Genomic DNA, 24809 nt, shown 5'->3' with positions numbered 1-24809 from the left:
ATATGAGCGACTACAAGCACACTCTGAACCTGCCAGAAACCGATTTCCCGATGCGCGGCATGCTGCCCAAGCGTGAACCCGAACGGCTGGCGCAGTGGGACAAGCTCGACCTCTACCATCGCCTGCGCGAAGAGCGTCGCGGTCGTGAGCAGTTCGTGCTGCACGATGGCCCTCCCTACGCCAATGGCAGCATTCACATTGGCCATGCCGTCAACAAGATCCTCAAGGACATCATCGTCAAGTCGAAGAACCTGGCGGGCTTCGATGCGCCCTATGTGCCCGGCTGGGATTGTCACGGCCTGCCCATCGAGCACAAGGTCGAGACCACCCATGGCAAGCATCTCGAGCCCGAGCGTGCCCGTGAGTTGTGCCGTGAATATGCCGGCGAACAGATCAAGGGCCAACTGGCCGACTTCGTGCGCCTGGGTGTGGTGGGTGACTGGGGCAACCCTTACCGCACCATGAACTACGCCAACGAGGCGGGCGAAATTCGTGCCCTGGCCGACATGGTCGACGCCGGGTACGTGTTCAAGGGCCTCAAGCCGGTCAACTGGTGTTTCGATTGCGGCTCGGCACTTGCCGAAGCCGAAGTGGAGTACGCCGACAAGAAGTCCGATGCCATCGATGTCGCCTTCGCCGTGGAAGATGCCGCGCAACTGGCCGCGGCGTTTGGCCTGGAGGCACTGGCCAAGCCTGCCGCCATCGTCATCTGGACCACCACGCCGTGGACCATTCCGGCCAACCAGGCGCTCAACGTGCACCCCGAGTTCACCTATGCGCTGGTCGATACCGGCAGCCGCCTGCTGCTGCTCGCCGAGGAGCTGGTCGCCTCCTGCCTCGAGCGTTACGAGCTCTCCGGCGAGATCGTGGCCACCGCCACCGGCGAGCGCCTGGATGGCATTCGTTTCAAGCATCCGCTGTATGAGCGCCTGTCGCCGGTCTACCTGGCCGATTACGTCGAATCCGAGGTCGGCAGCACCGGTATCGTGCACTCCGCCCCGGCCTACGGCGTCGATGACTTCGTCACCTGCCGCGCCCACGGCATGAGCTTCGATGAGATCGAAAGCCCGGTGCAGGGCAACGGCGTGTATGTCGACGACCTGCCGTATTTCGGCGGCCAGATGATCTGGAAGGCCAATCCGCAGATCGTCGACAAGCTGCGCGAGGCCGATGCACTGCTGGCCCACAAGGTGATTAACCACAGCTACATGCACTGCTGGCGCCACAAGACCCCGGTGATCTATCGCGCCACCGCGCAGTGGTTCGTCGGTATGGACCTGCAGGGCAGTCACGGCAAAACCCTGCGTGAGCAGGCGCTGGAGGGCATCGAGGCCACCCAGTTCACCCCGGCCTGGGGCCAGGCGCGGCTGCATTCGATGATCGCCAACCGTCCCGACTGGTGCATCTCTCGCCAGCGCAACTGGGGCGTGCCGATCCCGTTCTTCCTGCACAAGGCCACCGGCGAGCTGCACCCGCGCACCGTGGCGCTGATGGAGGAGGCCGCCCAGCGTGTCGAGGCCGAGGGCATCGATGCCTGGTTCCGTCTCGACCCGGCCGAGCTTCTGGGCGAAGAAGCCGCCGACTACGACAAGGTCACCGACACCCTGGACGTGTGGTTCGACTCCGGCACCACGCACCGCCATGTGCTGCGCGGATCGCACCCCCATGGCCACGAGCAGGGCCCGCGTGCCGATCTCTACCTGGAAGGCTCCGACCAGCACCGTGGCTGGTTCCACTCATCGCTGTTGACCGGCTGTGCCATCGATGGCCACCCGCCGTATCGTGGCCTGCTGACCCACGGTTTCACCGTCGATGCCCAGGGCCGCAAGATGTCCAAGTCGGTGGGCAACGTGGTCGCCCCCCAGGAAGTGATGGACAAGCTCGGCGCCGATATCCTGCGCCTGTGGGTCGCCTCCACCGACTACGGCGGCGAGATGGCGGTTTCCGACGAGATCCTCAAGCGTACCGCCGATGTCTATCGACGCATCCGCAACACCTCGCGCTTCCTGCTGGCCAACCTCAACGGCTTCGACCCGGCGCGCGATCTGGTGGCCTTCGATGACATGCTGGCCCTCGACCAGTGGGTGGTCGACCGTGCCGCCCAGTTGCAGGCCCGCATCGAGCGTGCCTATGCGGATTATCGCTTCCTGGATGTCTACCAGCAGGTGCACGGTTTCTGCGCCCGCGAACTGGGCGGTTTCTATCTGGATGTGATCAAGGATCGCCAGTACACCACCCAGGCCGACTCCCTGGCACGTCGCAGCGCCCAGAGCGCGCTCTACCACGTGGTGGAAGCGCTGGCGCGCTGGGTGGCGCCGATCCTCTCGTTCACCGCCGAGGAGATCTTCGAGAACATCCCTGGAACGCGTGGTGACAGCGTGTTGCTGGAAGAGTACTACCCGGGCCTTGGCACCCTGGCGGGCGACGCCGAGATGGGTCGTGACTTCTGGGAGCAGGTGCTCGAGGTCAAGCAGGCGGTCAACAAGTGCCTGGAAGACGCCCGGAACGCCAAGACCATCAAGGGCAGCCTGGCCGCCGAGGTCACCCTCTACGTCGATGATGCCTTGCACGCCACGCTTGCCAAGCTCGGTGACGAGCTGCGTTTCGTGATGTTGACCAGCGAGGTCACCCTGGCGCCGCTTTCCCAGGCGACTGGCGCCGAAGCCACCGAGCTCGACGGCCTCAAGGTGGCGGTGGCGGCAAGCTTGCACACCAAATGCGAGCGCTGCTGGCACCATCGCGAGGATGTCGGCAGCCACCCCGGCCACGACGACCTGTGTGGGCGCTGCGTCAGCAACCTGCCGGATGGGCCTGGAGAGACGCGTCACTATGCCTGATCGTCAAGCGTCTTCCAGCAAGCACGCCGAGGCGGGCGGCACGATAGCGGTGCCGCCGATGCGCAGGCCACTGCGCTGGCTGTGGCTGGCGCTGGCGATCATCGTGGTTGACCTTGCCACCAAGTATGCCGCCAGTGCCTCACTTGCCTACGCGCGGCCGGTGGAAGTGCTGCCCTTCTTCAACCTGACGCTTCTGCACAACACCGGCGCTGCCTTCAGCTTCCTGGCCGATCACCCCGGCTGGCAGCGCTGGTTCTTCGCCACCATCGCGGTGGGCGCGAGCATCGGCCTGACGATCTGGCTGCGGCGCCTCAAGCGCGATGAAACCCTGCTGGCCGTCTCGCTTGCGATGATCATCGGCGGGGCACTCGGTAACCTCTACGACCGCCTGGTACATGGCTATGTGGTGGATTTCCTCTCCTTCCACGTCGCCGGTTGGTACTACCCGGCGTTCAATGTGGCGGACATCGGCATTACCCTCGGCGCCATCGGGCTGATCTGGGAATCGGTGATCGGCGAGAAGCGCCGGGCACGCAAGCGGCTTGGCGGATGAGCCAGTGACCGCGACGCTGACATTCTTCAACCCGCGTGACGCATGGCCATGCCGGCGGCGTCACGCTCGGAGCGCTAGATGAGCGAGCAAAATCCTGCGGAATACCGCATCGACGAGGGCATGGAAGTGACCCTGCACTTCACCCTCAAGCTGGAAGACGGGACGGTGGTGGACTCCACCCACGACAAGGCACCGGCCACCTTCCAGGTTGGCGATGGCAACCTGCCGCCCGGCTTCGAACACCCCATCAAGGGCCTTTCCGCCGGCGAGCATGGCCGCTTCGAGATCACCCCGGAGCACGCCTTCGGCCAGCACAACCCGCAGAACATTCAGCGCCTCAAGCTCGACGACTTCGGTGACGAACAGCCGGAAGTGGGCGTGGTGATGTCGTTCGCCGACCCGGCGGGCGGGGAGCTGCCCGGCGTGATCAGCCGCATCGACGACGACCAGGTGGAAGTGGACTTCAATCACCCGCTGGCAGGGCGTACCCTGACCTTCGAGGTGGAGGTCATCGAGGTAAAGCCCGCGCAGACACACTAGGCTAGATCAGACGTTTCCAGGCTCCCAAAGAATTATCGACTGGATGCCCAGGCATCAAGGCAAGGCCCCATGCAAACCAAACCCATGCAAATCAAGATGGCCAACCCCCGCGGCTTCTGCGCCGGGGTCGATCGCGCCATCGAGATCGTCAACCGCGCCCTCGACGTGTTCGGCCCGCCGATCTACGTTCGCCATGAAGTCGTCCACAACCGCTTCGTGGTCGATACCCTGCGCGAGCGCGGCGCCGTGTTCGTCGAAGAGCTTCACGAAGTGCCCGACGACGTGATCGTGATCTTCTCCGCCCATGGCGTTTCCCGCGCCGTGCAGGAAGAAGCCGACCGGCGCGGACTGCGCGTGTTCGATGCCACCTGTCCGCTGGTCACCAAGGTGCACCTGGAAGTGCTGCGTTACGCGCGGCGCGGTCAGGAGTGCATCCTGATCGGCCATGCGGGGCACCCGGAAGTGGAAGGCACCATGGGGCGCTACGACACCCGCCATGGCGGTGATATCTACCTGGTGGAGGATGAGCGCGACGTTGCCGCCCTCGAGGTCAAGGACCCGAGCCGGCTTGCCTTCGTCACCCAGACCACGCTCTCCATGGACGACACCGCCAAGGTGATTGACGCGCTGCGCGCCAAGTTCCCTGAGATCGAAGGGCCGCGCAAGGACGATATCTGCTACGCCACCCAGAACCGCCAGGACGCGGTGCGCGAGCTAGCCGCCGGTGCCGACCTGGTACTGGTGGTGGGCAGCCCCAACAGCTCCAACTCCAACCGCCTGCGCGAGCTTTCCGAGCGCATGGGCACCCCGGCCCACCTGGTCGACAACGCCGAGCAGATCGACCCCGCCTGGCTTGATGGCGTGAGCGCGATTGGCGTCACCGCCGGCGCCAGCGCCCCCGAGGTGCTGGTGCAAGGCGTGATCGACCGCCTTCAGGCACTCGGCGCCGAGGTGCCCGAAGAGCTCGACGGCCGAGCCGAGACCATTACCTTCTCGATGCCGCGTGAACTGCGTGAAAGGGTGATCACAAGCAGCTAGACTAAGCCGATAGGGTAAGCATGTGCTAATAGGGAAATATGGCGAGGTGTATCAGCCATGGCATGCTCCCAGTGAATCCACCATGGCAAGGAAGCCGGGCAGACGCCCGGCTTTTTTGTGGCACTCCCCTAGCGGCAAAGCCGGGGGTGATACATACTGAAACCAAACGTAACGCAAGCGAAGACCAAGGGAGACGCGCCGCGTGATGCCACCGAGCACCCGACGCACAAGGCCGCAGGGCCACACAGGCAACACCCGGCGGGCCGCCGGCTTCACGCTCATCGAACTGATGATTGCGGTAGCCGTGGTGGGAATCCTCGCCTCCATCGCCTACCCGAGTTATACGCGGTATGTGCAGCAGGCAAGGGTCAGCGAAGGAGTCGCCGTGTTGATGGATGTCGCGGGTCAATTGGAACGCTGCTACACGGTGAACAACACATACGCTGAAGCAAGCTGTATTGCTGAAGCTGATCTGCCTGACTCCGAGTCCGGGGTTTACACATTGACTTACAACGACCCAGCACCCGGCGCTACCTTTACCCTTGAGGCAACCCATGACGGGAGCCAAGTGACAAGTGGGTGTGAGACATTGACGATCGACCAGACTGGCGCCACAGCTCCTGCGGATTGTTGGTGACCTTATGATTAGTAGAGGCTTCACGCTTATTGAGTTGTTGGTCACATTGGCAGTCGCCGTGATCCTGGCAACCATTGCCGTTCCAGGCTTTCAAGGCATGATGGCAACCAACAGGTTCTCTGCCGATTATAATGAAGTTCTTACGGGGCTAAATTATGCCAGGAGCGAGGCAGCCAAACGTCGCGAGACGATAGTGTTTGAGATTATCAGCGACGCGCCCTGGGAGTATAAAGTTTATCCTGAAGGTGAATCAGGAAATATCCTGAGAATGGGTGCAGCAAGTGACGATAAAGTCTCTATAAGCACTGGTTCAGTTGAGTTCAACGCTCTTGGTAGGCGTATGAGCACTTGTGTTGATTGGACAGATTGCACACTCGCCGTGAGTTTGGGCGAGGATAGGGTGAGTGGAATCGAGATCGGATTGACGGGGCGTGTCAGCAAGACGGATACCATTCCTGAGCCGAGCGAGGATGAGAATGGTTAATATCGCGCCCATGAGGAGACCGTCATCCAAGGGCTTTACCCTTCTCGAGGCATTGATCGCGGTGCTGGTTTTGTCGCTTGGGCTGCTGGGTGTGGCCGCCATGCAACTCAAGGCGATGCAGAGTGCGCATGTGTCATATCAGCGTTCTGTGGCAACGCTCGCCGCTCAGGATGCGGTAGAGCGTCTATGGGTAGCGTTGGGTGAGTCGGGAGGGACGTGCCCGGCGGCAGGCGATCTCAATGGTGCTGGCGGCCTGGATAGTTGGAGTGATGTTTGGGGCGTTTACCTGAACGGGCTTGATGATGAACCCGTTGTGGCAGTTGACTGTGAGTACACGGTCACAGTGGCCTGGGAAGATGATCGCTTCGGAGGCGAAAACGTTTCGTCGTTGGTATACGTCGTGCGGTTGCCAGGTGAGGTGGCCCCATGAAGAAATGTCTGGTTTTGAGCAGGCGCAGCGCGGGTTTTACCTTGGTGGAGCTGATGGTGGCCTTGGTGATCGGCCTGATTATAGTCCTCGGCGCCGGCCAGCTTTTTCTGATGGGCAAGCAATCTTATGACAGGGTGGCAGAGCTGGCAAATCGCCAGGAGTCATTGCGCTACCTGGCTGACATTGTTTCTCTCGATATCAGAACCGCCACAACCGCAGCCGATGCCGATGACGGGGAGAGGTTGGTTCTCAATTATGGGGCTGGAGTGCGCCCCGATGATGTATATTGCTCTGGGGATGAGCTTGTCCAAGTGCAATATGCATTGGGTCAGAATACAGTGACGATTGAGATTCAATGCGAGGGGGAGGCTTTGTCTGTTCCTAATTCATTGATAGAAGGTGTCACCGGCTTGAACTTCGGCTCAGCAGATCCCCAACTCATCGAAGTGGAAGTCGAGTTCGAGCCAATGAGAGGAGAGTCAGCGGAGTACGCAGCCTACAGTTTTGTGGTGGCCAGGCGTGAAGAAATTCTCTCAAGATTCTGAATAATGATGCATGGTGAAGCCCATGCGGGGAGGTGGTATGAGTAGCCGAGGTGATCAGCGAGGGGCAGCGCTCGTCGTAACATTGGTGTTATTGGTGGTGGCGCTCATGTTGGGTTTGTCCAGCTTTCAAAGTGCCAGGCTGGAAGAGTCCATGGCAGGTAATCAAAGAGCCTCGGTACAGGCTCTTCTCGCTGCTGAATATGGGGCTTCTAAAGCATGGTTGGAGTTCGATCCCTCAAGTCTATCTAGTGAAGAAGGTGTTTTGGTATCTGACGATAGAGATAATGTCTATTATAGCTGGAGCGTTACCCCTGATGGATATGGTAAATACCTGTTTAACAGCGTTGGGGAAGTTATGGCAGGTAGTGACTTAATTTCCCAAAGAGTTATTAGCTATCTGGGGATATTAAGTATAGGCCCTGGAGGTACTATAGTTGCGGCTAATAATGATGATGATTGTGAAGAAGGCAGTGTCGAATTTGTCCCGCCTAGCTCCAATATGGAAGTAACAGGTGAGGAGGAGGTGAATGGCAATATTAAGGCGGCAGTCCAAGTGGGCTGTGGTATAATTGCAGAAAATATAGCTTCATCAATTATACCAAAAAACGGTGAGTTTGATGATTATGTCATGCATGACACGGGTGATGATACATATACATGTTTGGATGGGGGTGGGAATAATAGGTTGTGCAATTATTATGGCGGAATTCAAGGTGGTATTGATCTAGATATACTAAAAAACGCTGACATGCTTGCACAGTTCGTTTATGGTATTCGTGATAATTATAGTGAGTCAATTGTCAATTCTATTCCCAGTAGTGTTCCTGAAGGCTCAATTACTTATGTGAAATCCGCTGATGATGCTGATGGTAATAGAGAGACTTTCTCTAGGTCTGGAAACTTTACCGGTAGCGGAATACTGATAGTGGATGGGAATGTTGATTTTGGTGGTGTTCCTGGTTTTGAGGGGCTAGTTATTGTTTTAGGTGACTATGTTGTCTCAGGCGGTGGAGGTGGTGAGTTTAAAGGCTCGGTAGTCTCAGCGCCTATAGTTGACAGTGCTTGTTGGGATGCGGGTGCTGCAACGGGTTGTGAGTTTGATGATAAAAAGATTGAGATAGGTGGTGGTGGCTCATCAAGTTATAGTTATGATCCCCTTGCTATTTTGAATGCATTTGAACTTATTGATGGTAGCGGTTTGGATGAATTGTGGGGGGTGGATAATCAGACTCTAAAGGGTAATTTTTATATGGCGTCTTGGAGTGAATTGATTGGCAATTATTAATTCACTTTAACTGCAGTTGGCTTGGGGATGCTGTATGGTTCTTAACCTACCGTAATTGCTCAACACTATTAAGGCTTTGAGCCGACTTTGGAGGCAAATGGTAAAGGTGCCATTGTGCCCGCGCGCCCAACCAGTGGATTGATAGCGAATGGGTCGGTCGCGATTGAAAGTTATCTCTGGCCCGTTGGTGCCGTCGAGAATTCGTAGCAACGTTGTATCCTCTAGACTGGTGCCCGCGTTCTTTCCTTCCACGATTACCAGTGGTAGCGACCAGTCACTCAGCTCGCAACGGGCTGCATCAACAGCGGCCACCGGACATACGGTGATTGTCTTACGCCTTGTAATCGCCGTATTCCTGGCCAAGGCCAGCGCCGTCTTGATGCGCATCACTTCCGCGGCGACTTCGTTGCGGGCGACAAAGCGTTGGTAGCTCGGCAGCACTTGGGTGACGAGCACCGCCAGCACCGCGATGGTGACAAGCAGTTCGATCAGCGTCAGCCCATGCTGACGGTATGGCTGCGTGCGCTTTGCCAGCGGCGGGGCGCTGCCGTTATGGTAGAGAGCGATTCTGCGGGGGTGATGCGGGGCGATCGGGGGCATGGTTCCCTCCAGGCATGATGCGTCATCCATGGGCACCGTGTTGTTTCACCTTAGCCACTCCCCGCTGAATGCCTTGTCAGCCATTACGGACACATCTCGTGAGTGAATTCCTGATTGTGGGTGGCGGCGTTATCGGCATGATGACGACGCTGCAGCTGGCCGATGCCGGCCATTCGGTGACATTGCTGGAACGCGGCCAGTGCGGGCGCGAGGCATCATGGGCGGGCGGTGGCATCGTCTCGCCGTTGTATCCCTGGCGCTACAGCGCGCCGATTTCGCGGCTTTCCACCTGGTCGGAGGGCTATTACCCCGAACTAGCGCTGCGCCTGCTGGAAGAGACCGGCATCGATCCGGAGTACCGCCAGAAGGGGTTGTTGTACCTGCGGGTGGATGACGAACCACGCGCCATGGCATGGGCGCGGGAGGTCGGCAAACCGCTTGAGCGTGTGGATGCCGATTTTCTCTACGACAAGGAACCCGAGGCGGTCGCGGGGCTTGCCGATGCCTTGTGGATGCCGACCCTTGGCAGCATTCGCAACCCGCGCCTTGTCAGCGCGCTACGCGCCCGGCTGGCGGCCATGCCGAGCGTCACATTGCGTGAGGAGTGCGAGGTAACGGGGTTCGAGTCGGCGGCTGGGCGCGTGTTGGCGGTGAATACCACGGCAGGCCCTGTGGCCGGCGGCCAGGTGATCGTGTGTGGCGGCGCGTGGGCGTCAGGCCTTCTGGAACGCCTCGAGGTGCGGCTCCCCGTGCGCCCGGTGAAAGGGCAGATGATTCTGTTCAAGACCCCGCCAGGGTTGGTGCGGCGCGTGGTGTTGATGGATGGTCGCTATGTGATTCCGCGCGCTGATGGCCGTGTGCTGGCGGGTTCGACCCTGGAGGAGTGCGGGTTCGACAAGACCGCCACGCCGGATGCGCGTGAGTCGCTTTGGGAGAGTGCGGTGAAGATCATCCCGGCCCTGGCGGAATGCGAGGTGGAACATCACTGGGCGGGGCTGCGTCCCGGTTCTCCGGATGGCGTGCCGTTCATCGGTGCGGTGCCCGGGTTCGATAACCTGCATGTGAACGCGGGGCATTACCGCAACGGGCTGGTGCTGGCGCCGGCCTCGACGCGGCTGCTGGTCGATCAGTTGCTTGGGCGCGAGCCGATACTCGACACGGCGCCTTATCGTCTTTCGGAGGCGTTGGCGAGTACCGCGTGAATTACTGACCTTGATGGACTGCGGCTGGACTGCGGCTGGATTGCGGCTGGACGGCGACAGGGCGCTGCGGACACGCTGTGAACCCGTCCCTGGGCGCTAGCTTTTTCATCCCTGAAAAAGATGTCCGCGACGCCCTGTCCCCTGCGCCGCCCTAAACTCGAGCCCCAAAGCCCGAAGCTATTCTTCCTTCTGTTCTTCGAGGTACTTGTCACGGTGGGCGCTGCAGCAGAACCATTCGCCCTTGTCGCGCAAGGCTTCGCTCTCCGGCACGTGCACGTTGCACCAGGTGCAGCGCACCATCTGGCCGCCCTCGTTTTTCTGGTCATCTTCCAACAGTTCCTCGCGGTCGAGCTTCCACTCCCGGTACATGCGGTAGAGCTTGAAGCCGGCGAAGAACAGCACGGCGAAGATGATCAGGCGGATCAGCAAGAGGTTCATTCCTTTCGAGGCTCCCTGGTGGGGGTGGTCGGCTTCGGCTTTGCCAGCCGGCCGCCCTTGCGGGACAATGGAGGTTATTCATCGATTCTCGAGAGATTTCTACGCCCATGCAAGACCTGACGCTGGTGATGGCTCAGCTCGACCCGCTGGTAGGGGACATTCCCGGCAACACCGATACCGCCATCGAAGCGGTGCGCGAGGCGCGCATCGAGCATGGCGCCGACATCGTCGTGCTGCCCGAACTCTTCCTGACCGGCTACCCGCCGGAAGATCTGTTGCTGCGCCCCTCGATGGAGACGCGGTTGCGTGATGCCCGCACGCGCATGGCTGAGAAGGTGGTACGCGACGTGCTGGTGATCGTCGGGTATCCCGGCCGCCGCGAGGGGCGTACCTGGAACCTCGCCGGGGTGCTCTACAACGGTGAGTGGCTGGGGGAGTACGCCAAGCAGTCACTGCCCAACTACCAGGTGTTCGACGAGCAGCGCTACTTCGCCGCCGGCAGCGAACCGCTGGTGATCGATCACAAGGGCGCGAAGCTGGGCTTGTTGATCTGTGAGGACCTGTGGCATGGCGAGCCTGTGCGTGCGGCCCGTCAGGCCGGTGCGCAGATTCTGATCAGCCTGAATGCCTCGCCTTTCCATCACGACAAGCCGGCCGAGCGTCTGCGGCTGCTGGAGGAACGGGCCGCTGAGGTCGAGCTGCCGCTGGTCTACGTCAACATGATCGGTGGCCAGGATGAGTTGGTCTTCGATGGTGGCTCGGCGTGCGTGGATGCCAAGGGCACGTTGCAGGTGCAGGCACCGCACTGGGCGGTGGGCCTGATGCCGGTGCAGTTCGTGCATGAGAAGGGCGGTTGGGTGCCGCAACCCGGCGAGACGGAACCCGAGGTCGAGCCCGAGGACAGCCTCTACTGCGCTCTGGTCACCGGGCTTCGCGACTACGTCAACAAGAGTGGTTTCCAAGGCGTGGTGCTGGGCTTGTCGGGTGGCATCGATTCGGCCTTGTCGCTTGCCATCGCGGTGGATGCGCTTGGCCCGCAGCGCGTGCAGGCGGTGATGATGCCCTACCACTACACGGCGGACATCTCCAAACAGGATGCCGCCGAGCAGGCCACGATGCTCGGGGTGAATTACGAGGTGATGCCGATCGAGCCGATGGTCGATGCATTCATGACGACGCTTGCCGAGAGCTTCGCCGGTACCGAGCGCGACACCACCGAGGAGAACCTGCAGTCACGCTGCCGTGGCGTACTGTTGATGGCGATCTCCAACAAGAAGGGCCTGATGGTGCTGACCACCGGCAACAAGAGCGAGATGGCGGTAGGCTACGCCACGCTCTACGGCGATATGGTGGGTGGCTACAATGCCATCAAGGATGTCTACAAGACCTGGGTCTACCGGCTGGCGCGCTGGCGCAATACCCAGTCACCGGCGATCCCGGAACGGGTGATCGAGCGTCCGCCCTCCGCCGAGCTGGCGCCGGACCAGCAGGACAGCGATACGCTGCCCGACTACGATGTGCTCGATGCCATCCTGGTGCGCTATATCGAGGGCGACATGAGCGCCGAGTCGATCATCGAGGCGGGCTTTGCGCGCGACGATGTCTACAAGGTGGTCAAGCTGGTCGACCGCTGCGAGTACAAGCGCCGCCAGGCGCCGGTAGGGGTGCGCGTCACGCCACGCGGCTTCGGGCGCGACCGTCGCTATCCCATCGTCAACGGCTGGCAGCCAGGCGAGTGAAGCGCCGACCGTAAACGCGAAGCCCAAAAAACCGGCACTGCTCATGGCAGCGCCGGTTTTTTTAGTATTGGCAGGGTGGAGTCAGTGCTGATGGGAGCCGTGCTGCTCGAGGCGCTCGGCAAGCCATATCTTGATGATCGATTGGCGAGTGACGCCAAGGCGCGCGGCTTCGCGATCAAGCGAGTCGATCATCCATGTCGGGAAGTCGACATTGACCCGTTTCTGTTGCCTGAGAGGGCGCTTGGCTTGCGATAGGTCGAGCTCATCAAGTATCTCGTCACCCGCATCGAAGCGTGTATCGAGTTCATGGGCTTTCATAAAGTGCTACCTCGCTGGCTCGTGAACGTCTGACCGAGATCAGGCGAATTCGTTTTCCCCTGTAGGTGATGATGCCCGACCAGTGCCTGTCGTTGATCTTGCCGATCACCACGAACCGGGGCTCGTCGGTAGAGTTCGCCGGGATCTCCAGCAAGTCCGGATCCTCCCAGAGGTGCTGGGCATCCACGAAGTCGATACCGTGCTTGGCCTGGTTGGCTTCGCTTTTGCGAGGATCGAACTCGAAGGTGGCCATGAGTAAAAAATATACCTTTTCTATGCTTTTGAGAAGCTGATTCCTCGAACGCTAGGTACAAAAAAACCGGTGCTGCTCATGGCAGCGCCGGTTTTTTTATCGCAGTGCGTACCGCGGTCAGGCCGAGAGCGAGTCCGCGTTCACATGCCTGGGCTCGAAGGTACGGCCGCGCAACTGCTCGTGGCGAGGATCGTTCTCGATCAGCACGTTGAGCACCTCGCGGGCACGGTCACGCATCTCGAGACCCAGGTAGCCTTCCACCATGACCGCCAGTGCATCGCGGGTGGCTTCTGTGTTGGGATAGTTCTCGACCACCCAGCGCCCACGTTCCACGGCGGCGAGGTAGGCTCCCTTGCGCAGGTAGAAATCGGCCACGTGCAATTCATGGCGCGCCAGCAGGTTGCGCAGGTAGACCAGGCGCTGTTCGGCATCCGGGGCGTACTGGCTGTTCGGGTAGAGACGAATCAGCTCGCTGAAGTCGGTATAGGCATCACGCGAGGCGCCCAGGTCACGCTTGGAGATGTCGATCAGTTTCAGGCGTTCGAGGCTGAAACGGCCAGCTTCCCAGGCGGCCAACCCACGCATGTACAGGGCGTAATCGGCCTGCGGGTGGCTCGGATGCAGGCGGATGAAGCGGCTGGCGGCGGCACGGGTGGCCTCCCAATCGTTCGTCTCGTAGTAGGCGTAGATCAGTTCCAGCTGGGCCTGCTCGGCGTGGTTGCCGAACGGGTAGCGCGTGTCGATCGCCTCGAGCCGTTCGATGGCCGAGCCGAATACACGGCGATCCAGCGCATCGCGGGCATCTTCGTAGAGTTCGCGTTCGGCGACGCCTGCGAACTCGTCTTCTTCTTCCGGGGTGTCGCCACCGTTGCTGGCACAGCCGACCAGTAGGGTGGAGGCCAGCAACAGTGTGGCCAGACGGGCAGTGGGGGTGAAAACGCGCATCGTGATCCTCGTGTCAAACAACGCGGATTGGCCGTGTTAGAATCGACCTTAAACCCGGTCACTATAAAGCACCGCGCGGCAAAACGCAGTCATCCGACGATATCCCGGATTCACCTCTCGCATACAGGCCTCCTCAAGCACATGTCTCAGACCCTGGAAGCACAGCAACGTGTGCCCGACACCATGGCCGGCCTACGCCTGGATCAGGCCGCTGCCGAACTGTTCGCCGACCATTCCAGGGAGCGCCTGAAGGCCTGGATCAAGGCCGGTGCGTTGACCGTCGATGGCAGCCCGGCGAAACCCAAGGACAAGGTCTATGGCGGTGAGGCACTCGCGCTTGTGGCCGAGATCGAGGATGACACGCGCTTCGAGCCACAGGATATTCCGCTTGAGGTGGTGCATGAAGATGATGCGGTGCTGGTGATCGACAAGCCGGCGGGACTGGTGGTTCACCCGGCGGCCGGCAACCCCGATGGCACGCTGCTCAACGCGCTGCTGTTTCATTGCCCGGCGCTTGCCATGGTGCCGCGCGCCGGCATCGTGCACCGTCTGGACAAGGACACCACCGGCCTGATGGTGGTGGCCAAGACACTGGCCGCACAGACGGCGCTGGTGGAACAGCTGCAGGCGCGCACGGTATCGCGGGAATACGATGCGATTTCGGTGGGGGTGATGACCTCCGGTGGTTCGCTGGATGCACCGATCGGGCGTCACCCCAAGGATCGCAAGCGCCAGGCGGTGACAGCCTCCGGCAAGCCGGCGGTGACCCATTACCGTGTCGTCGAGCGCTTTCGTGCCCATACCCATGTGCGCTGTCGGCTGGAAACGGGCCGTACCCACCAGATTCGCGTGCACCTGGCGCACCTGCGCTATCCATTGATCGGCGACCCGGTCTATGGTGGGCGGCTGAAATTGCCGCCAGGGGCCAGTGATACGCTGAAGACGATTCTGCGCGAGTTCCCTCGGCAGGCGTTGCATGCCCGCAAGCTGGCCTTCGTGCACCCGGAACACCGCGAGCGAATGATCTTCCGTTCAGCGCTGCCGGATGACATGCTGCTGCTGATCGATTACCTGCGTGACGACCACGAGACCATGCGCTGATCCCCACGTGCCAAGGAATCCCCCGCGATGAGCGACGCTCCAGACCTGCGCCCGACGCTGATTCTGCCTGATTGGCCGGCGCCTACCACCGTGGGTGCTTTCGTGACGACCCGCGAGACCGGCCCCAGCCAGGACGAGTTCGCCTGCTTCAACCCCGGCGAGCACGTGGGTGACAACAGTGATCATGTCGCGTTGTGCCGTCGGCTGCTGCAGAAGGAAGTGGGCGGCGAGCGCCCGCTCCTGTGGTTGAACCAGGTACACGGTGCGCGGGTGCAGCAGTCCTTCCAGGAGACGCCGCCGAAGGCGGATGCCGCCGTGGCGTTCGATGACCAGTATGCCTGCGTGGTAATGACCGCCGACTGTCTGCCGGTGTTTTTCACCGATCGGCGGGGCACCCGGGTGGCGGTCGCCCATGCCGGCTGGCGTGGTCTGGCTGGCGGCGTACTCGAAGCGACGGTGGCGGCTCTCGGGATCCCTCCGGAAGAGCAGTTGGCGTGGCTGGGCCCGGCGATCTCCAATGCCCAGTTCGAGGTCGGCCCGGAAGTGCAGCAGGCGTTTGTCGGTGTCCACCCGGAAGCCGCCGATGCCTTCGACCCAAGCCCCTACCGGCTTGGCCATCACATGGCCGATCTCTATCGGCTCGCCCGGCTGCGCCTGGAACGCCTCGGGCTCTCGCATATCAGCGGTGGCCACTTCTGCACCGCTTGCGAACCACGCTTCTATTCTCACCGCCGTGATGAAGGCAAGACCGGCCGCATGGCCAGCGTGATCTGGCTACGTTGACCCACATCAACCCTTCCTACGCTTTTCCTCACGGCCGACTTGAAAGCGGCCCAGCCTGACTCCATTGAATGTGTCAAGACGAATTGATCGGGCCACGCGGGGCGTCCGAACGCCTCGCCACCCCAATGGAGAAAAGCGCATGCGTTTCGATAAATTTACCGGCAAGCTGCAGAACACCGTGGCCGATGCCCAGTCCCTGGCCGTTGGCCACGGCCACAATCAACTGGAACCCGGCCACCTGTTGCTGGCCCTGCTGGATGCCAGTGATACCGGTGCCAAGTCGCTGGTACAGAAAGCGGGTGGGGATGCTGCGCGCTTGCGCAGCTCGTTGATGGGCCATCTCGATGACCTGCCCAAGGTCGCCCAGTTCGATGGAGAAGTGCAGCCGTCCCGTGATCTGATCCGGCTGTTCAACCTGACTGACCGTGAAGCCCAGAAGCGTGGCGACCAATTTATCGCCAGTGAGCTGGTGCTGTTGGCGGCGCTGGACATGGGTCACGCGGTCAGCAAGCTACTCACCCAATCAGGGCTCAACCGCAAGACGCTGGAAGCGGCCATCGACAGCCTGCGTGGTGGCAGCAAGGTCGAGGATGCCGGTGCCGAGGAGCAGCGCGAGGCGCTTGCCAAGTACACCCTCGATCTCACCGAGCGGGCGGCCAGTGGCAAGCTCGATCCGGTGATCGGTCGTGACGACGAGATCCGCCGTACCATTCAGGTGCTGCAGCGGCGCACCAAGAACAACCCGGTGCTGATCGGTGAGCCCGGGGTGGGCAAGACCGCCATCGTCGAGGGCCTGGCCCAGCGTATCGTCAACGGCGAGGTGCCCGAGGGGCTGAAGGACAAGCGCGTACTTGCCCTGGACATGGGGTCGCTTCTGGCCGGTGCCAAGTTCCGTGGCGAGTTCGAGGAGCGTCTGAAGGCGGTGCTCAACGAACTCTCCCAGGAAGAGGGGCGGGTGATCCTGTTCATCGATGAGCTTCACACCATGGTGGGTGCGGGCAAGGCCGAAGGCGCCATGGATGCCGGTAACATGCTCAAGCCGGCGCTGGCGCGTGGTGAGCTGCACTGCGTGGGGGCCACCACCCTCGATGAGTACCGCAAGTACATCGAGAAGGATGCCGCGCTGGAGCGGCGTTTCCAGAAGGTGCTGGTCGACGAGCCTACCGAGGAAGATACCGTGGCGATCCTGCGTGGCCTCAAGGAGCGCTACGAGGTGCACCATGGGGTCGACATCACCGATGGGGCGATCATCGCCGCGGCCAAGCTCTCGAACCGCTACATCACGGACCGGCAGTTGCCCGACAAGGCCATCGACCTGATCGACGAGGCGTCGTCGCGTATCCGCATGGAGCTTGATTCCAAGCCCGAAGAGATGGACCGCCTGGATCGCCGTCTGATTCAGTTGAAGATGGAGCGCGAGCACCTCAAGAAGGAAACCGACGAGGCGTCGAAAAAGCGCCTGGAAACGTTGGAAGAGCAGATCTTTGAGCTCGAGCGCGAGTATGCCGACCTCGACGAGATATGGAAGGCGGAAAAGGCCAGCATCCAGGGCGCGGCGCAGTTCAAGGATGAGCTCGAGCGTGCGCGTGTCGATCTCGAGCAGGCTCGCCGCCAGGGCGATCTCGGACGTATGTCGGAGCTGCAGTATGGGGTGATTCCGGAGCTCGAGAAGAAGATCGCCGAGAGCGGTGAACGCGAGGCGGATACCGCCAAGCACCAGTTGCTGCGCTCCAACGTCACGGAGGAGGAGATCGCCGAGGTGGTCTCACGCTGGACCGGCATCCCGGTGGCCAAGATGCTCGAGGGCGAGCGTGACAAGCTGCTGCGCATGGAAGAGGCGTTGCACGAGCGGGTGATCGGCCAGCACGAGGCGGTCACGGCGGTGGCCAATGCGGTGCGCCGTTCGCGTGCCGGACTTGCCGACCCCAACCGGCCCAATGGCTCGTTCCTGTTCCTCGGTCCCACCGGGGTGGGCAAGACGGAGCTCTGCAAGTCACTGGCCAATTTCCTCTTCGACACCGAAGAGGCCATGGTGCGTATCGACATGTCGGAGTTCATGGAGAAGCACTCCGTGTCGCGCTTGATCGGTGCGCCGCCCGGATACGTCGGCTATGAAGAGGGCGGCTATCTGACCGAAGCGGTGCGCCGCAAGCCATACTCCGTGCTGTTGCTCGACGAGGTGGAGAAGGCGCATCCGGATGTCTTCAATATCCTGCTGCAAGTGCTCGAGGATGGCCGCCTCACCGATGGCCACGGGCGCACCGTGGACTTTCGCAATACGGTGATCGTCATGACCTCCAACATGGGCTCGGACATCATCCAGCGAATGGGCGGGGACGACACCCATTACGAGCAGATGAAGAGCGCGGTGATGGAGGTGGTCGGCACGCATTTCCGGCCCGAGTTGATCAACCGCATCGATGAGGTGGTGGTGTTCCACGCCCTCGGCCAGGAGCAGATCCAGGCCATCGCCGGCATTCAGCTGGAACGCCTGAGGTCGCGGCTCGCCGAGCATGACCTGCGCCTGGAAGTGAGCGATGAGGCGTTGGCTCAGCTTGCCGTCGTGGGGTTCGATCCGGTATTCGGGGCGAGGCCGCTGAAGCGTGCCATCCAGAACCGTATCGAGAATCCACTGGCCCAGGATCTGCTGGCTGGCAAGTTCTCGCCCGGCGACGTGATTCATGTCACGGCCGAGGAGGGGCATCTGGTGTTTGCCTGAGCCGGGCGTGCATCGCAACAAACCTTTACGTTGCCGGCCCGGTGGCTGGCTACACTAAGATCAGGTTGCGTCCTGTAACCCTCTTGCCCGCCAGACTTCGCGTCCGGCGGGTTCTTTTTTGCCCGTGATATTTTCCCTGATTTAGTACGCCTTACCGCTCATCGCTGCCGGCGGGGCCACGCTCACTGCGGATTGTGCTCTTCCTGCGGTTGACACCATTGTGTCGCTAATGGAATCTTGTCCGTTCCTGATTTGCGGGCGCGGAATATAGCGGGCAACCCCCACTCCCGCGCGAAGGGTAGGCCAGAGGGCCTTTACCCGCCGAAGGATTACCGAGACCGGGCCAACCGCCTGGTTCGGCCAACGCCCCGACGCGGCGATCTGCCGTGAAGGGAACGCAGGATTCATGTCGCAATGAACCGGCGTTCCCGAATGAGAGTGCAGGCCCTAACCGGGCCAATGCCAGGGTTTGGCATCAGGTGCCGGCGTATCCGGCAGCGACATACCGTCGCACTCGACCCCGTGCCCCCGATTGGGCCACGGATCGCACTCGAGACCTCCAGGGGAGATACATCAAGTGGAACTGCTTTCCGGCGCGGACATGATCGCCCGATTCCTGCAGGATGAGGGCGTCGAATATATCTATGGTTACCCGGGTGGCGCAGCGCTGCACATCTACGATGCGCTGTTCCGCCAGGACAAGGTCAAGCACATCCTGGTGCGCCACGAGCAGGCGGCGACCCACGCCGCTGACGGCTATGCGCGTGCCTCCGGCAAGCCCGGCACCGTCCTTGTGACCTCCGGGCCCGGTGCGACCAACGCGGTCACCGGTATTGCCACCGCCTACATGGATTCGATTCCGATGGTGGTGCTGTGCGGCCAGGTAATGAGTCACCTGATTGGCGATGACGCCTTCCAGGAGACCGACATCATCGGGGTCACCCGGCCAATCGTGAAGCATAGCTTCTCGATCAGGCATCCAAGCGAGATTCCGGAAGTTCTCAAGAAGGCCTACTACCTTGCGGCGACTGGCCGGCCTGGCCCGGTGGTGGTGGATATCCCCAAGGATATGACTGCCCCCACCGAGCGTTATGAGTACGTCTATCCGAAAAAGGTCAAGATGCGCTCCTACAACCCCGTGACTCGCGGGCATACCGGCCAGATCAAGAAGGCCGTGGAGTTGATGCTCAAGGCCAAGCGGCCGGTGTTCTATACCGGCGGTGGCGTGGTCACCGGGCGCGCAAGCGAGGCGCTGACCGACCTGGTCAAGCGGTTGGGCTATCCGATCACCACCACCCTGATGGGTATCGGTTCCTATCCGCAAAGCGACAAGCAGTGCCTGGGCTGGCTCGGCATGCACGGCTCCTATGAGTCGAACATGGCCATGCATCACGCCGACCTGATCATTGCCATCGGCGCGCGTTTCGATGATCGCGTCACCAACAATACGTCCAAGTTCTGCCCCACGGCCAAGATCGTTCACGTCGATATCGACCCGAGCTCGGTGTCCAAGACGGTGCGTGCCGATGTGCCGATCGTGGGCCCCGCCGGCAGCGTGATCAGTGAAATGATCAGCCTGGTGCAGGGCAAGGAGATCGCCAACCCGGAGTCGCTCGCCGAATGGTGGCAGAAGATCGAGGGCTGGCGTGAAGATCGGGTCGGCAAGCTGTATGAGCCTTCCAGGCCCGGTGAGTCCATCAAGCCCCAGGAAGTGATCGAGGCGCTGTGTCGCATCACCCGTGGCGAGGCATACGTGACGACCGACGTGGGCCAGCACCAGATGTTCGCGGCTCAGTACTACAAGTTCGACAAGCCCAACCGCTTCATCACGTCCGGGGGGCTCGGTACCATGGGCTTCGGTTTCCCGGCGGCCATGGGCATCAAGCATAACTTCCCGGATGAGCAGGTCATCTGCGTGACCGGCGAAGGCAGCTTTCAGATGATGATGCAGGAGTTGTCGACCTGTAAGCAGTTCGGTGGCGGTGTGAAGATCGTCAACCTCAACAATGCCTCGCTTGGCATGGTGCGCCAGTGGCAGGACCTGAACTACAAGTCCCGCCATGCGCACTCCTACATGGAGTCGTTGCCAGACTTCCAGAAACTGATCGAGTCGTATGGCTTCACCGCCCTGCGGGTCGAGACCCTCGAGGAGCTCGAACCGGCATTGGAACGCGCCTTTGCCGACAAGCATGAGCTGGTGTTCCTCGATGTTCTCGTCGACCCTCACGAGCACGTCTATCCGATGCAGGTGCCCCTGGGCTCCATGCGTGACATGCTGCTTTCCAAGACGGAGCGGACCTGATGCGCCATATCATCTCGATTCTGATGGAAAACGAACCGGGCGCCCTGTCGCGTGTGGTGGGGTTGTTCTCCCAGCGCAACTTCAACATCGAAACGCTGAACGTGGCGCCTACCGAGGACCCGAGCCTGTCGAGGCTGACCGTGACGACAGTGGGGGATGACCGGGTGATCGAACAGATCACCAAGCACCTCAACAAGCTGATCGACGTGGTCAAGCTGGTGGATTTGACCGAAGGCAACCACATCGAGCGCGAGCTGATGCTGATCAAGGTCAAGGCGCTGGGGGCCGCGCGTGATGAAGTGAAGCGCACGGTGGATATCTTTCGTGCCCAGATCGTCGATGTCTCGCCAAGCCTCTATACCGTGCAGATCACCGGCGATGCCGGCAAGCTCGACGCCTTCCTGCAGGCCATGGCGCCGGTTGGCATTCTCGAAGTGGCGCGCACCGGTGTGTCGGGGATAGCCCGCGGCGACAAGGTGCTGTCCCTGTAGGGGTGTTCGAGGTAACGAGAGCAACGCAAAAGCCGCCACACGGGGCGGCTTTTGCGTCTTCCGGCGGGTCAGCGCTCGATGACTTCCTGCCACAGCGCCTGGATCAGTGGGCTTCTCAAGCGTCGCTCCAGCACACACAGGCCGACATCGTAGTGGGGAAGTTCCGGCTTCACCGGGAGAACCCGGACGCGCTGAACGAGTGGGCTGTTGTCGAGCACGATCTTCGGCACCACGCCGATGCCGAAGCCCAGCCCCACCATGCTGACGATGGCCTCGTGCCCGGCCACCTGGGCGTAGATGCGTGGCGCGATGCCAAGCGCCTTGAACCAGGTGTCGCTGTACTGCCGCGACAGCCCGGCCTCGGAGAGAATCATCGGCACGTCCCGCCACTGCTCGGCACTGGGTGACTCGGGCGTGGGGGGAATCCAGTCATGGGCGTCATGCGGGGCGATGAAGACCAGCGGCGAGCGGGTCAGGGACTTGAATGCCAGCGCCTCGGGCGTTTGGCGGGGGCGTGGTGTGATGGCCATGTCCTCGTCCCCGGCGAGCACTCGCGACATTGCCTCGGCCGGGTCGCCGGTATGCAGCTTGAGCTCGATACCCGGGTGGCGAAGGCGAAAGTCGCTGAGCAGTTCGTAGAGGAAACTGTAGCTGGCGGTCACCGAACAGTAGACGCTGATCTCGCCGGTCAGCGTCTGCCCCTCGTTGATCAGCGAGAGGCGCAGCTGTTCCCATTGCGCCAGAGCCTCCCGGGCGTAGCGCTGGAAGGTCTCGCCGTGACGGGTCAGCGCGACGTGACGATTATCGCGTTCGAACAATCGCACGCCACTCAGGCTCTCTTCCAACTGGCGGATCGAGCGCGACAGTGTCGATGGGCTGACGTGACAGGCATCGCTGGCGCGGCCGAAGTGCAATGACTCCGCCAATGCCAGGAAGTGCTTCAAGGGTCGCATGTCCATGGCTTCAGTATTGCATAATTCGGCATGTGGTGTTGCAAATATCGCGTTTTACGCAACAGCATGCATGGCTTAAGGTGTCTTCCATCGGATGCCGCGAACCCAGCGCCGCGACAGACGGGGCGGGTGGCCATCAACGCTGACACGACCTTGATCCTTCCGATCAGTCTCACTCAACTTTCAGGAGCACCTCATGCACGTTTATTACGACAAGGATTGCGACCTCTCCCTCGTTCAGGGCAAGAAGGTCACCATCGTGGGTTACGGTTCACAGGGCCATGCCCACGCCAATAACCTCAAGGAGTCCGGTGTCGACGTCACCGTGGCGCTGCGTGCTGGTTCCAGTTCCGCCGCCAAGGCTGAGTCCGCGGGCCTGAAGGTCGCGTCCGTCGAAGACGCCTGCAAGACCGCCGACATTGTGATGATCCTCGCCCCGGACGAGAACCAGAAGGCGATCTACGAGAACCAGGTCGAGCCGAACCTCAAGCAAGGCGCTACACTGGCCTTCGCCCATGGTTTCAACATCCACTACAACCAGGTCGAGCCGCGCAAGGACCTGGATGTGATCATGATCGCCCCGAAGGCGCCGGGTCACACCGTGCGCTCCGAATTCGTCAAGGGCGGCGGCATTCCCGACCTGATCGCCATCCACCAGGATGCCTCAGGCTCCGCCAAGGAGCTCGCGCTCTCCTATGCCGCAGCCATCGGCGGCGGTCGCAGCGGTATCATCGAGACAACCTTCAAGGATGAGACCGAGACCGACCTGTTCGGTGAGCAGGCCGTGCTGTGCGGTGGCGCCGTCGAGCTGGTCAAGGCAGGTTTCGAGACCCTGACCGAAGCCGGCTATGCCCCGGAAATGGCCTACTTCGAGTGCCTGCACGAGCTCAAGCTGATCGTCGACCTGATGTACGAGGGTGGCATCGCCAACATGAACTATTCCATCTCCAACAACGCGGAGTATGGCGAGTACGTGACTGGCACCGAGGTCATCAATGAGCAATCCCGTGCCGCCATGCGCAATGCGCTGAAGCGTATCCAGACCGGCGAATACGCCAAGATGTTCATTAACGAGGGCAACAGCAACTATCCCTCGATGACCGCACGTCGTCGCCTCAACGCTGAGCACGACATCGAACAGGTGGGTGCCAAGCTGCGCGGCATGATGCCGTGGATTGCCGCCAATCAGCTGGTCGACAAGAGCAAGAACTGATCCTGCAAGGGGCCGGCTGAACGCAACGAGGGCGCGTTTTTCCGCGCCCTCGTTGCGTGTTGGAGTGCCGCCCGTACGGGTGGCTCGATGTTTTGCCACCCGCTCAGCGTGTAGAATGTGCCTATCGCTGTGAGGCGATTTCACTCCGCCAATGGATAACGCGTATGAGTCAGGATTCCAGAAAGCCCGAGAACGAAGCTGCGCAGACTTCAGATGGCATGGAGGCTGGTGATGACGGCAGGACGAATGACACGGCTTCTCCTGCCGAGGAGGATATTGCCGCGGCCTTTCTGCGCGAGACGGAAGTCATCGAAGAGTCCATGGAAAATGGCCAGAAGGTGCGGCGCAAGGGTATTTATCTGTTGCCCAATCTATTCACCACGTCTGCGCTGTTCGCAGGTTTCTTTGCCGTGGTGGCAGGCATCAACGGCGAATTTACTACCGCTGCGGTTGCCATCTTCATCGCCATGGTGCTCGATGGACTGGACGGTCGAGTCGCCCGCATGACCAATACTCAGAGCGCGTTTGGTGCCGAGTACGATAGTCTGGCCGACATGCTCTCGTTCGGTGCGGCACCGGCATTAGTCGCCTTCACCTGGATACTCCAGGACATCGGCAAGACCGGCTGGGTCGTGGCTTTCCTGTATGTGGCCTGCGCCGCGCTGCGGCTGGCGCGCTTCAATGTGCAGGTTGGCAGTGTCGACAAGAAATGGTTCATCGGCCTGCCAAGCCCCTCGGCGGCGGCCCTGGTGGCTGCCAGCGTGTGGACGTTCCACAGTTTCGATGCCGACGCCTTTGGTTTCAAGCTGCTGATGTTGTTCATTGTTGGGGCAGCTGGGGTGCTGATGGTCAGCAATATTCGCTACTACAGCTTCAAGGATATCGACCTCAAGGGTCCCGTTCCCTTCGTGGTGTTGTTGGCCATCGTGCTCGGGTTCGTTGTCATCTCGGTCGAGCCTTCGGTGATGCTGTTGCTGCTGTTCGGCGCCTACGTGGCCTCCGGGCCTGTGATGGCTGTGATGCGCAAGATGAAGCGTTCACCTGGCGATAGCTGAGTCGTCGTTTTGCGTGGAATCACAACGCCTGCCCAGTGATCCACGCCACCTTCATGACATACGGCGTGACATTTTTCTGATGCAGGGTATTGCATGGACGTCATGAAAACCGTAAAGTACGCATCCGCTGCCGGCGACGGGCAACGTTGCAGGCGGTGGTAAGTGAAGAAAGTGATTGATAGTACTGGGGTTTTGGTGCTGTCGACAGTTTCTGGGTGAGTCATCACCCCGGCGAAACATGGCGCTTGACACGCCACGCCGATCACGTAGAATACGCCTTCCTCGCAGGGCGCTGGCGAGGCCGCCGCAACACGGCAGGCCACGACGGCAAGCGAGACGCTCCGCTCA

General features: G+C 61.1%; 24 protein-coding genes. 18 read left to right on the top strand and 6 right to left on the bottom strand.

What is annotated here, in order from left to right; genetic code table 11:
* Nucleotides 1-2 precede the first annotated feature (2 nt).
* The 9 genes from ileS to C6V82_RS15735 all read left to right on the top strand — a co-directional run bounded on the left by ileS (nucleotide 3) and on the right by C6V82_RS15735 (nucleotide 8349).
* Nucleotides 3-2837, top strand: coding sequence for an isoleucine--tRNA ligase (ileS, locus tag C6V82_RS15775; RefSeq protein WP_102588178.1), 2835 nt, complete (start codon nucleotides 3-5; stop codon nucleotides 2835-2837).
* Nucleotides 2830-3390, top strand: a complete 561-nt coding sequence (lspA, locus tag C6V82_RS15770) for a signal peptidase II (RefSeq protein WP_373297648.1) — start codon at nucleotides 2830-2832, stop codon at nucleotides 3388-3390. Before ileS ends, lspA begins: the two co-directional genes overlap by 8 nt.
* 78 nt (nucleotides 3391-3468) lie before the next feature.
* Entirely contained in the window at nucleotides 3469-3930 is a 462-nt protein-coding gene (gene fkpB, locus C6V82_RS15765) for an FKBP-type peptidyl-prolyl cis-trans isomerase (protein ID WP_102588179.1), read from the top strand.
* Nucleotides 3931-4014: 84 nt separating this feature from the next.
* Complete coding sequence (ispH, locus tag C6V82_RS15760) at nucleotides 4015-4968, top strand: 4-hydroxy-3-methylbut-2-enyl diphosphate reductase (protein WP_180978279.1); 954 nt, start codon at nucleotides 4015-4017, stop codon at nucleotides 4966-4968.
* Between the two features lie 205 nt (nucleotides 4969-5173).
* Entirely contained in the window at nucleotides 5174-5605 is a 432-nt protein-coding gene (locus C6V82_RS18380) for a type IV pilin protein (RefSeq protein WP_102588181.1), read from the top strand.
* Nucleotides 5606-5609: 4 nt separating this feature from the next.
* Nucleotides 5610-6089, top strand: coding sequence for a pilus assembly FimT family protein (locus C6V82_RS15750; RefSeq protein WP_102588182.1), 480 nt, complete (start codon nucleotides 5610-5612; stop codon nucleotides 6087-6089).
* On the top strand, nucleotides 6082-6519 hold the full coding sequence (gene pilV / locus C6V82_RS15745; protein ID WP_229843231.1) for a type IV pilus modification protein PilV: 438 nt from the start codon (nucleotides 6082-6084) through the stop codon (nucleotides 6517-6519). The genes C6V82_RS15750 and pilV overlap by 8 nt, the downstream gene beginning before the upstream one ends.
* Entirely contained in the window at nucleotides 6516-7064 is a 549-nt protein-coding gene (locus C6V82_RS15740; RefSeq protein WP_102588184.1) for a PilW family protein, read from the top strand. Before pilV ends, C6V82_RS15740 begins: the two co-directional genes overlap by 4 nt.
* Before the next feature lie 37 nt (nucleotides 7065-7101).
* Entirely contained in the window at nucleotides 7102-8349 is a 1248-nt protein-coding gene (locus C6V82_RS15735) for a PilX N-terminal domain-containing pilus assembly protein (RefSeq protein WP_180978276.1), read from the top strand.
* Nucleotides 8350-8355: 6 nt separating this feature from the next.
* Here C6V82_RS15735 and C6V82_RS15730 read toward each other — a convergent pair whose 3' ends face one another.
* Nucleotides 8356-8949 (bottom strand): GspH/FimT family pseudopilin, encoded by a 594-nt coding sequence (locus C6V82_RS15730; protein ID WP_180978277.1) that lies wholly within the window; start codon nucleotides 8947-8949, stop codon nucleotides 8356-8358.
* 98 nt (nucleotides 8950-9047) lie between these two features.
* On the opposite strand from C6V82_RS15730, the gene thiO reads away from it, so the two are divergent.
* The gene (gene thiO / locus C6V82_RS15725) at nucleotides 9048-10151 is read left to right on the top strand and encodes a glycine oxidase ThiO (RefSeq protein ID WP_180978278.1); all 1104 of its coding nucleotides are present in this window, start codon (nucleotides 9048-9050) and stop codon (nucleotides 10149-10151) included.
* Nucleotides 10152-10328: 177 nt separating this feature from the next.
* Here the strand turns inward: thiO and C6V82_RS15720 are convergent, their stop codons facing one another.
* The gene (locus tag C6V82_RS15720) at nucleotides 10329-10589 is read right to left on the bottom strand and encodes a PP0621 family protein (protein ID WP_102588188.1); all 261 of its coding nucleotides are present in this window, start codon (nucleotides 10587-10589) and stop codon (nucleotides 10329-10331) included.
* A gap of 107 nt (nucleotides 10590-10696) precedes the next feature.
* On the opposite strand from C6V82_RS15720, the gene C6V82_RS15715 reads away from it, so the two are divergent.
* Entirely contained in the window at nucleotides 10697-12328 is a 1632-nt protein-coding gene (locus tag C6V82_RS15715) for an NAD+ synthase (protein WP_102588189.1), read from the top strand.
* A gap of 81 nt (nucleotides 12329-12409) precedes the next feature.
* Here C6V82_RS15715 and brnA read toward each other — a convergent pair whose 3' ends face one another.
* The 3 genes from brnA to C6V82_RS15700 form a co-directional block, all read right to left on the bottom strand.
* Nucleotides 12410-12646 carry a type II toxin-antitoxin system BrnA family antitoxin gene (gene brnA / locus C6V82_RS15710; RefSeq protein WP_102588190.1) on the bottom strand — a complete coding sequence of 79 codons (237 nt, stop codon included), beginning with the start codon at nucleotides 12644-12646 and terminating at the stop codon, nucleotides 12410-12412.
* The gene (locus tag C6V82_RS15705) at nucleotides 12633-12899 is read right to left on the bottom strand and encodes a BrnT family toxin (protein ID WP_102588191.1); all 267 of its coding nucleotides are present in this window, start codon (nucleotides 12897-12899) and stop codon (nucleotides 12633-12635) included. Before C6V82_RS15705 ends, brnA begins: the two co-directional genes overlap by 14 nt.
* Nucleotides 12900-13016: 117 nt before the next feature.
* Nucleotides 13017-13844 (bottom strand): outer membrane protein assembly factor BamD, encoded by an 828-nt coding sequence (locus C6V82_RS15700; RefSeq protein ID WP_102588192.1) that lies wholly within the window; start codon nucleotides 13842-13844, stop codon nucleotides 13017-13019.
* A gap of 141 nt (nucleotides 13845-13985) precedes the next feature.
* Here C6V82_RS15700 and rluD point away from each other — a divergent pair, with 141 nt between their 5' ends.
* From rluD to ilvN, 5 genes are all read left to right on the top strand, one after another.
* Nucleotides 13986-14945, top strand: coding sequence for a 23S rRNA pseudouridine(1911/1915/1917) synthase RluD (gene rluD, locus C6V82_RS15695; protein WP_102588193.1), 960 nt, complete (start codon nucleotides 13986-13988; stop codon nucleotides 14943-14945).
* A 27-nt stretch (nucleotides 14946-14972) separates the two neighbouring features.
* On the top strand, nucleotides 14973-15728 hold the full coding sequence (pgeF, locus tag C6V82_RS15690; protein WP_102588194.1) for a peptidoglycan editing factor PgeF: 756 nt from the start codon (nucleotides 14973-14975) through the stop codon (nucleotides 15726-15728).
* 139 nt (nucleotides 15729-15867) lie between these two features.
* Nucleotides 15868-18447 carry an ATP-dependent chaperone ClpB gene (clpB, locus tag C6V82_RS15685; RefSeq protein ID WP_102588195.1) on the top strand — a complete coding sequence of 860 codons (2580 nt, stop codon included), beginning with the start codon at nucleotides 15868-15870 and terminating at the stop codon, nucleotides 18445-18447.
* A 577-nt stretch (nucleotides 18448-19024) separates the two neighbouring features.
* Nucleotides 19025-20749 (top strand): acetolactate synthase 3 large subunit, encoded by a 1725-nt coding sequence (locus C6V82_RS15680; RefSeq protein ID WP_102588196.1) that lies wholly within the window; start codon nucleotides 19025-19027, stop codon nucleotides 20747-20749.
* Nucleotides 20749-21240: an acetolactate synthase small subunit gene (ilvN, locus tag C6V82_RS15675; RefSeq protein ID WP_102588197.1), complete on the top strand. Its 492-nt coding sequence runs from the start codon at nucleotides 20749-20751 to the stop codon at nucleotides 21238-21240. The genes C6V82_RS15680 and ilvN overlap by 1 nt, the downstream gene beginning before the upstream one ends.
* 68 nt (nucleotides 21241-21308) lie before the next feature.
* On the opposite strand, the gene ilvY is transcribed toward ilvN, so the two are convergent.
* Nucleotides 21309-22199 (bottom strand): HTH-type transcriptional activator IlvY, encoded by an 891-nt coding sequence (gene ilvY / locus C6V82_RS15670; RefSeq protein WP_102588198.1) that lies wholly within the window; start codon nucleotides 22197-22199, stop codon nucleotides 21309-21311.
* Between the two features lie 190 nt (nucleotides 22200-22389).
* On the opposite strand from ilvY, the gene ilvC reads away from it, so the two are divergent.
* Nucleotides 22390-23406, top strand: a complete 1017-nt coding sequence (ilvC, locus tag C6V82_RS15665) for a ketol-acid reductoisomerase (RefSeq protein ID WP_102588199.1) — start codon at nucleotides 22390-22392, stop codon at nucleotides 23404-23406.
* A 218-nt stretch (nucleotides 23407-23624) separates the two neighbouring features.
* Nucleotides 23625-24461 carry a CDP-diacylglycerol--serine O-phosphatidyltransferase gene (gene pssA, locus C6V82_RS15660; protein ID WP_373297654.1) on the top strand — a complete coding sequence of 279 codons (837 nt, stop codon included), beginning with the start codon at nucleotides 23625-23627 and terminating at the stop codon, nucleotides 24459-24461.
* Nucleotides 24462-24809: the final 348 nt, after the last annotated feature.

Origin of the sequence: Halomonas urumqiensis, assembly GCF_003028575.1 — a bacterium.
Lineage (GTDB): Bacteria > Pseudomonadota > Gammaproteobacteria > Pseudomonadales > Halomonadaceae > Halomonas > Halomonas urumqiensis.
This window is presented reverse-complemented; position numbering and strand designations above follow the sequence as displayed.

What these genes read in the sequence shown, in the direction of transcription:
- C6V82_RS18380 (WP_102588181.1), top strand. Translation starts at nt 5,174, where the DNA reads ATGCCACCGAGCACCCGACGCACAAGGCCGCAGGGCCACACAGGCAAC.
- C6V82_RS15740 (WP_102588184.1), top strand. Translation starts at nt 6,516, where the DNA reads ATGAAGAAATGTCTGGTTTTGAGCAGGCGCAGCGCGGGTTTTACCTTG.
- C6V82_RS15720 (WP_102588188.1), bottom strand. Translation starts at nt 10,589, where the DNA reads ATGAACCTCTTGCTGATCCGCCTGATCATCTTCGCCGTGCTGTTCTTC.
- pgeF (WP_102588194.1), top strand. Translation starts at nt 14,973, where the DNA reads ATGAGCGACGCTCCAGACCTGCGCCCGACGCTGATTCTGCCTGATTGG.
- clpB (WP_102588195.1), top strand. Translation starts at nt 15,868, where the DNA reads ATGCGTTTCGATAAATTTACCGGCAAGCTGCAGAACACCGTGGCCGAT.
- brnA (WP_102588190.1), bottom strand. Translation starts at nt 12,646, where the DNA reads ATGAAAGCCCATGAACTCGATACACGCTTCGATGCGGGTGACGAGATA.
- lspA (WP_373297648.1), top strand. Translation starts at nt 2,830, where the DNA reads ATGCCTGATCGTCAAGCGTCTTCCAGCAAGCACGCCGAGGCGGGCGGC.
- pssA (WP_373297654.1), top strand. Translation starts at nt 23,625, where the DNA reads ATGGAGGCTGGTGATGACGGCAGGACGAATGACACGGCTTCTCCTGCC.
- fkpB (WP_102588179.1), top strand. Translation starts at nt 3,469, where the DNA reads ATGAGCGAGCAAAATCCTGCGGAATACCGCATCGACGAGGGCATGGAA.
- ispH (WP_180978279.1), top strand. Translation starts at nt 4,015, where the DNA reads ATGCAAATCAAGATGGCCAACCCCCGCGGCTTCTGCGCCGGGGTCGAT.
- C6V82_RS15715 (WP_102588189.1), top strand. Translation starts at nt 10,697, where the DNA reads ATGCAAGACCTGACGCTGGTGATGGCTCAGCTCGACCCGCTGGTAGGG.
- C6V82_RS15730 (WP_180978277.1), bottom strand. Translation starts at nt 8,949, where the DNA reads ATGCCCCCGATCGCCCCGCATCACCCCCGCAGAATCGCTCTCTACCAT.
- C6V82_RS15700 (WP_102588192.1), bottom strand. Translation starts at nt 13,844, where the DNA reads ATGCGCGTTTTCACCCCCACTGCCCGTCTGGCCACACTGTTGCTGGCC.
- ileS (WP_102588178.1), top strand. Translation starts at nt 3, where the DNA reads ATGAGCGACTACAAGCACACTCTGAACCTGCCAGAAACCGATTTCCCG.
- ilvC (WP_102588199.1), top strand. Translation starts at nt 22,390, where the DNA reads ATGCACGTTTATTACGACAAGGATTGCGACCTCTCCCTCGTTCAGGGC.
- C6V82_RS15735 (WP_180978276.1), top strand. Translation starts at nt 7,102, where the DNA reads ATGAGTAGCCGAGGTGATCAGCGAGGGGCAGCGCTCGTCGTAACATTG.
- ilvY (WP_102588198.1), bottom strand. Translation starts at nt 22,199, where the DNA reads ATGGACATGCGACCCTTGAAGCACTTCCTGGCATTGGCGGAGTCATTG.
- C6V82_RS15705 (WP_102588191.1), bottom strand. Translation starts at nt 12,899, where the DNA reads ATGGCCACCTTCGAGTTCGATCCTCGCAAAAGCGAAGCCAACCAGGCC.
- pilV (WP_229843231.1), top strand. Translation starts at nt 6,082, where the DNA reads ATGGTTAATATCGCGCCCATGAGGAGACCGTCATCCAAGGGCTTTACC.
- C6V82_RS15750 (WP_102588182.1), top strand. Translation starts at nt 5,610, where the DNA reads ATGATTAGTAGAGGCTTCACGCTTATTGAGTTGTTGGTCACATTGGCA.
- rluD (WP_102588193.1), top strand. Translation starts at nt 13,986, where the DNA reads ATGTCTCAGACCCTGGAAGCACAGCAACGTGTGCCCGACACCATGGCC.
- ilvN (WP_102588197.1), top strand. Translation starts at nt 20,749, where the DNA reads ATGCGCCATATCATCTCGATTCTGATGGAAAACGAACCGGGCGCCCTG.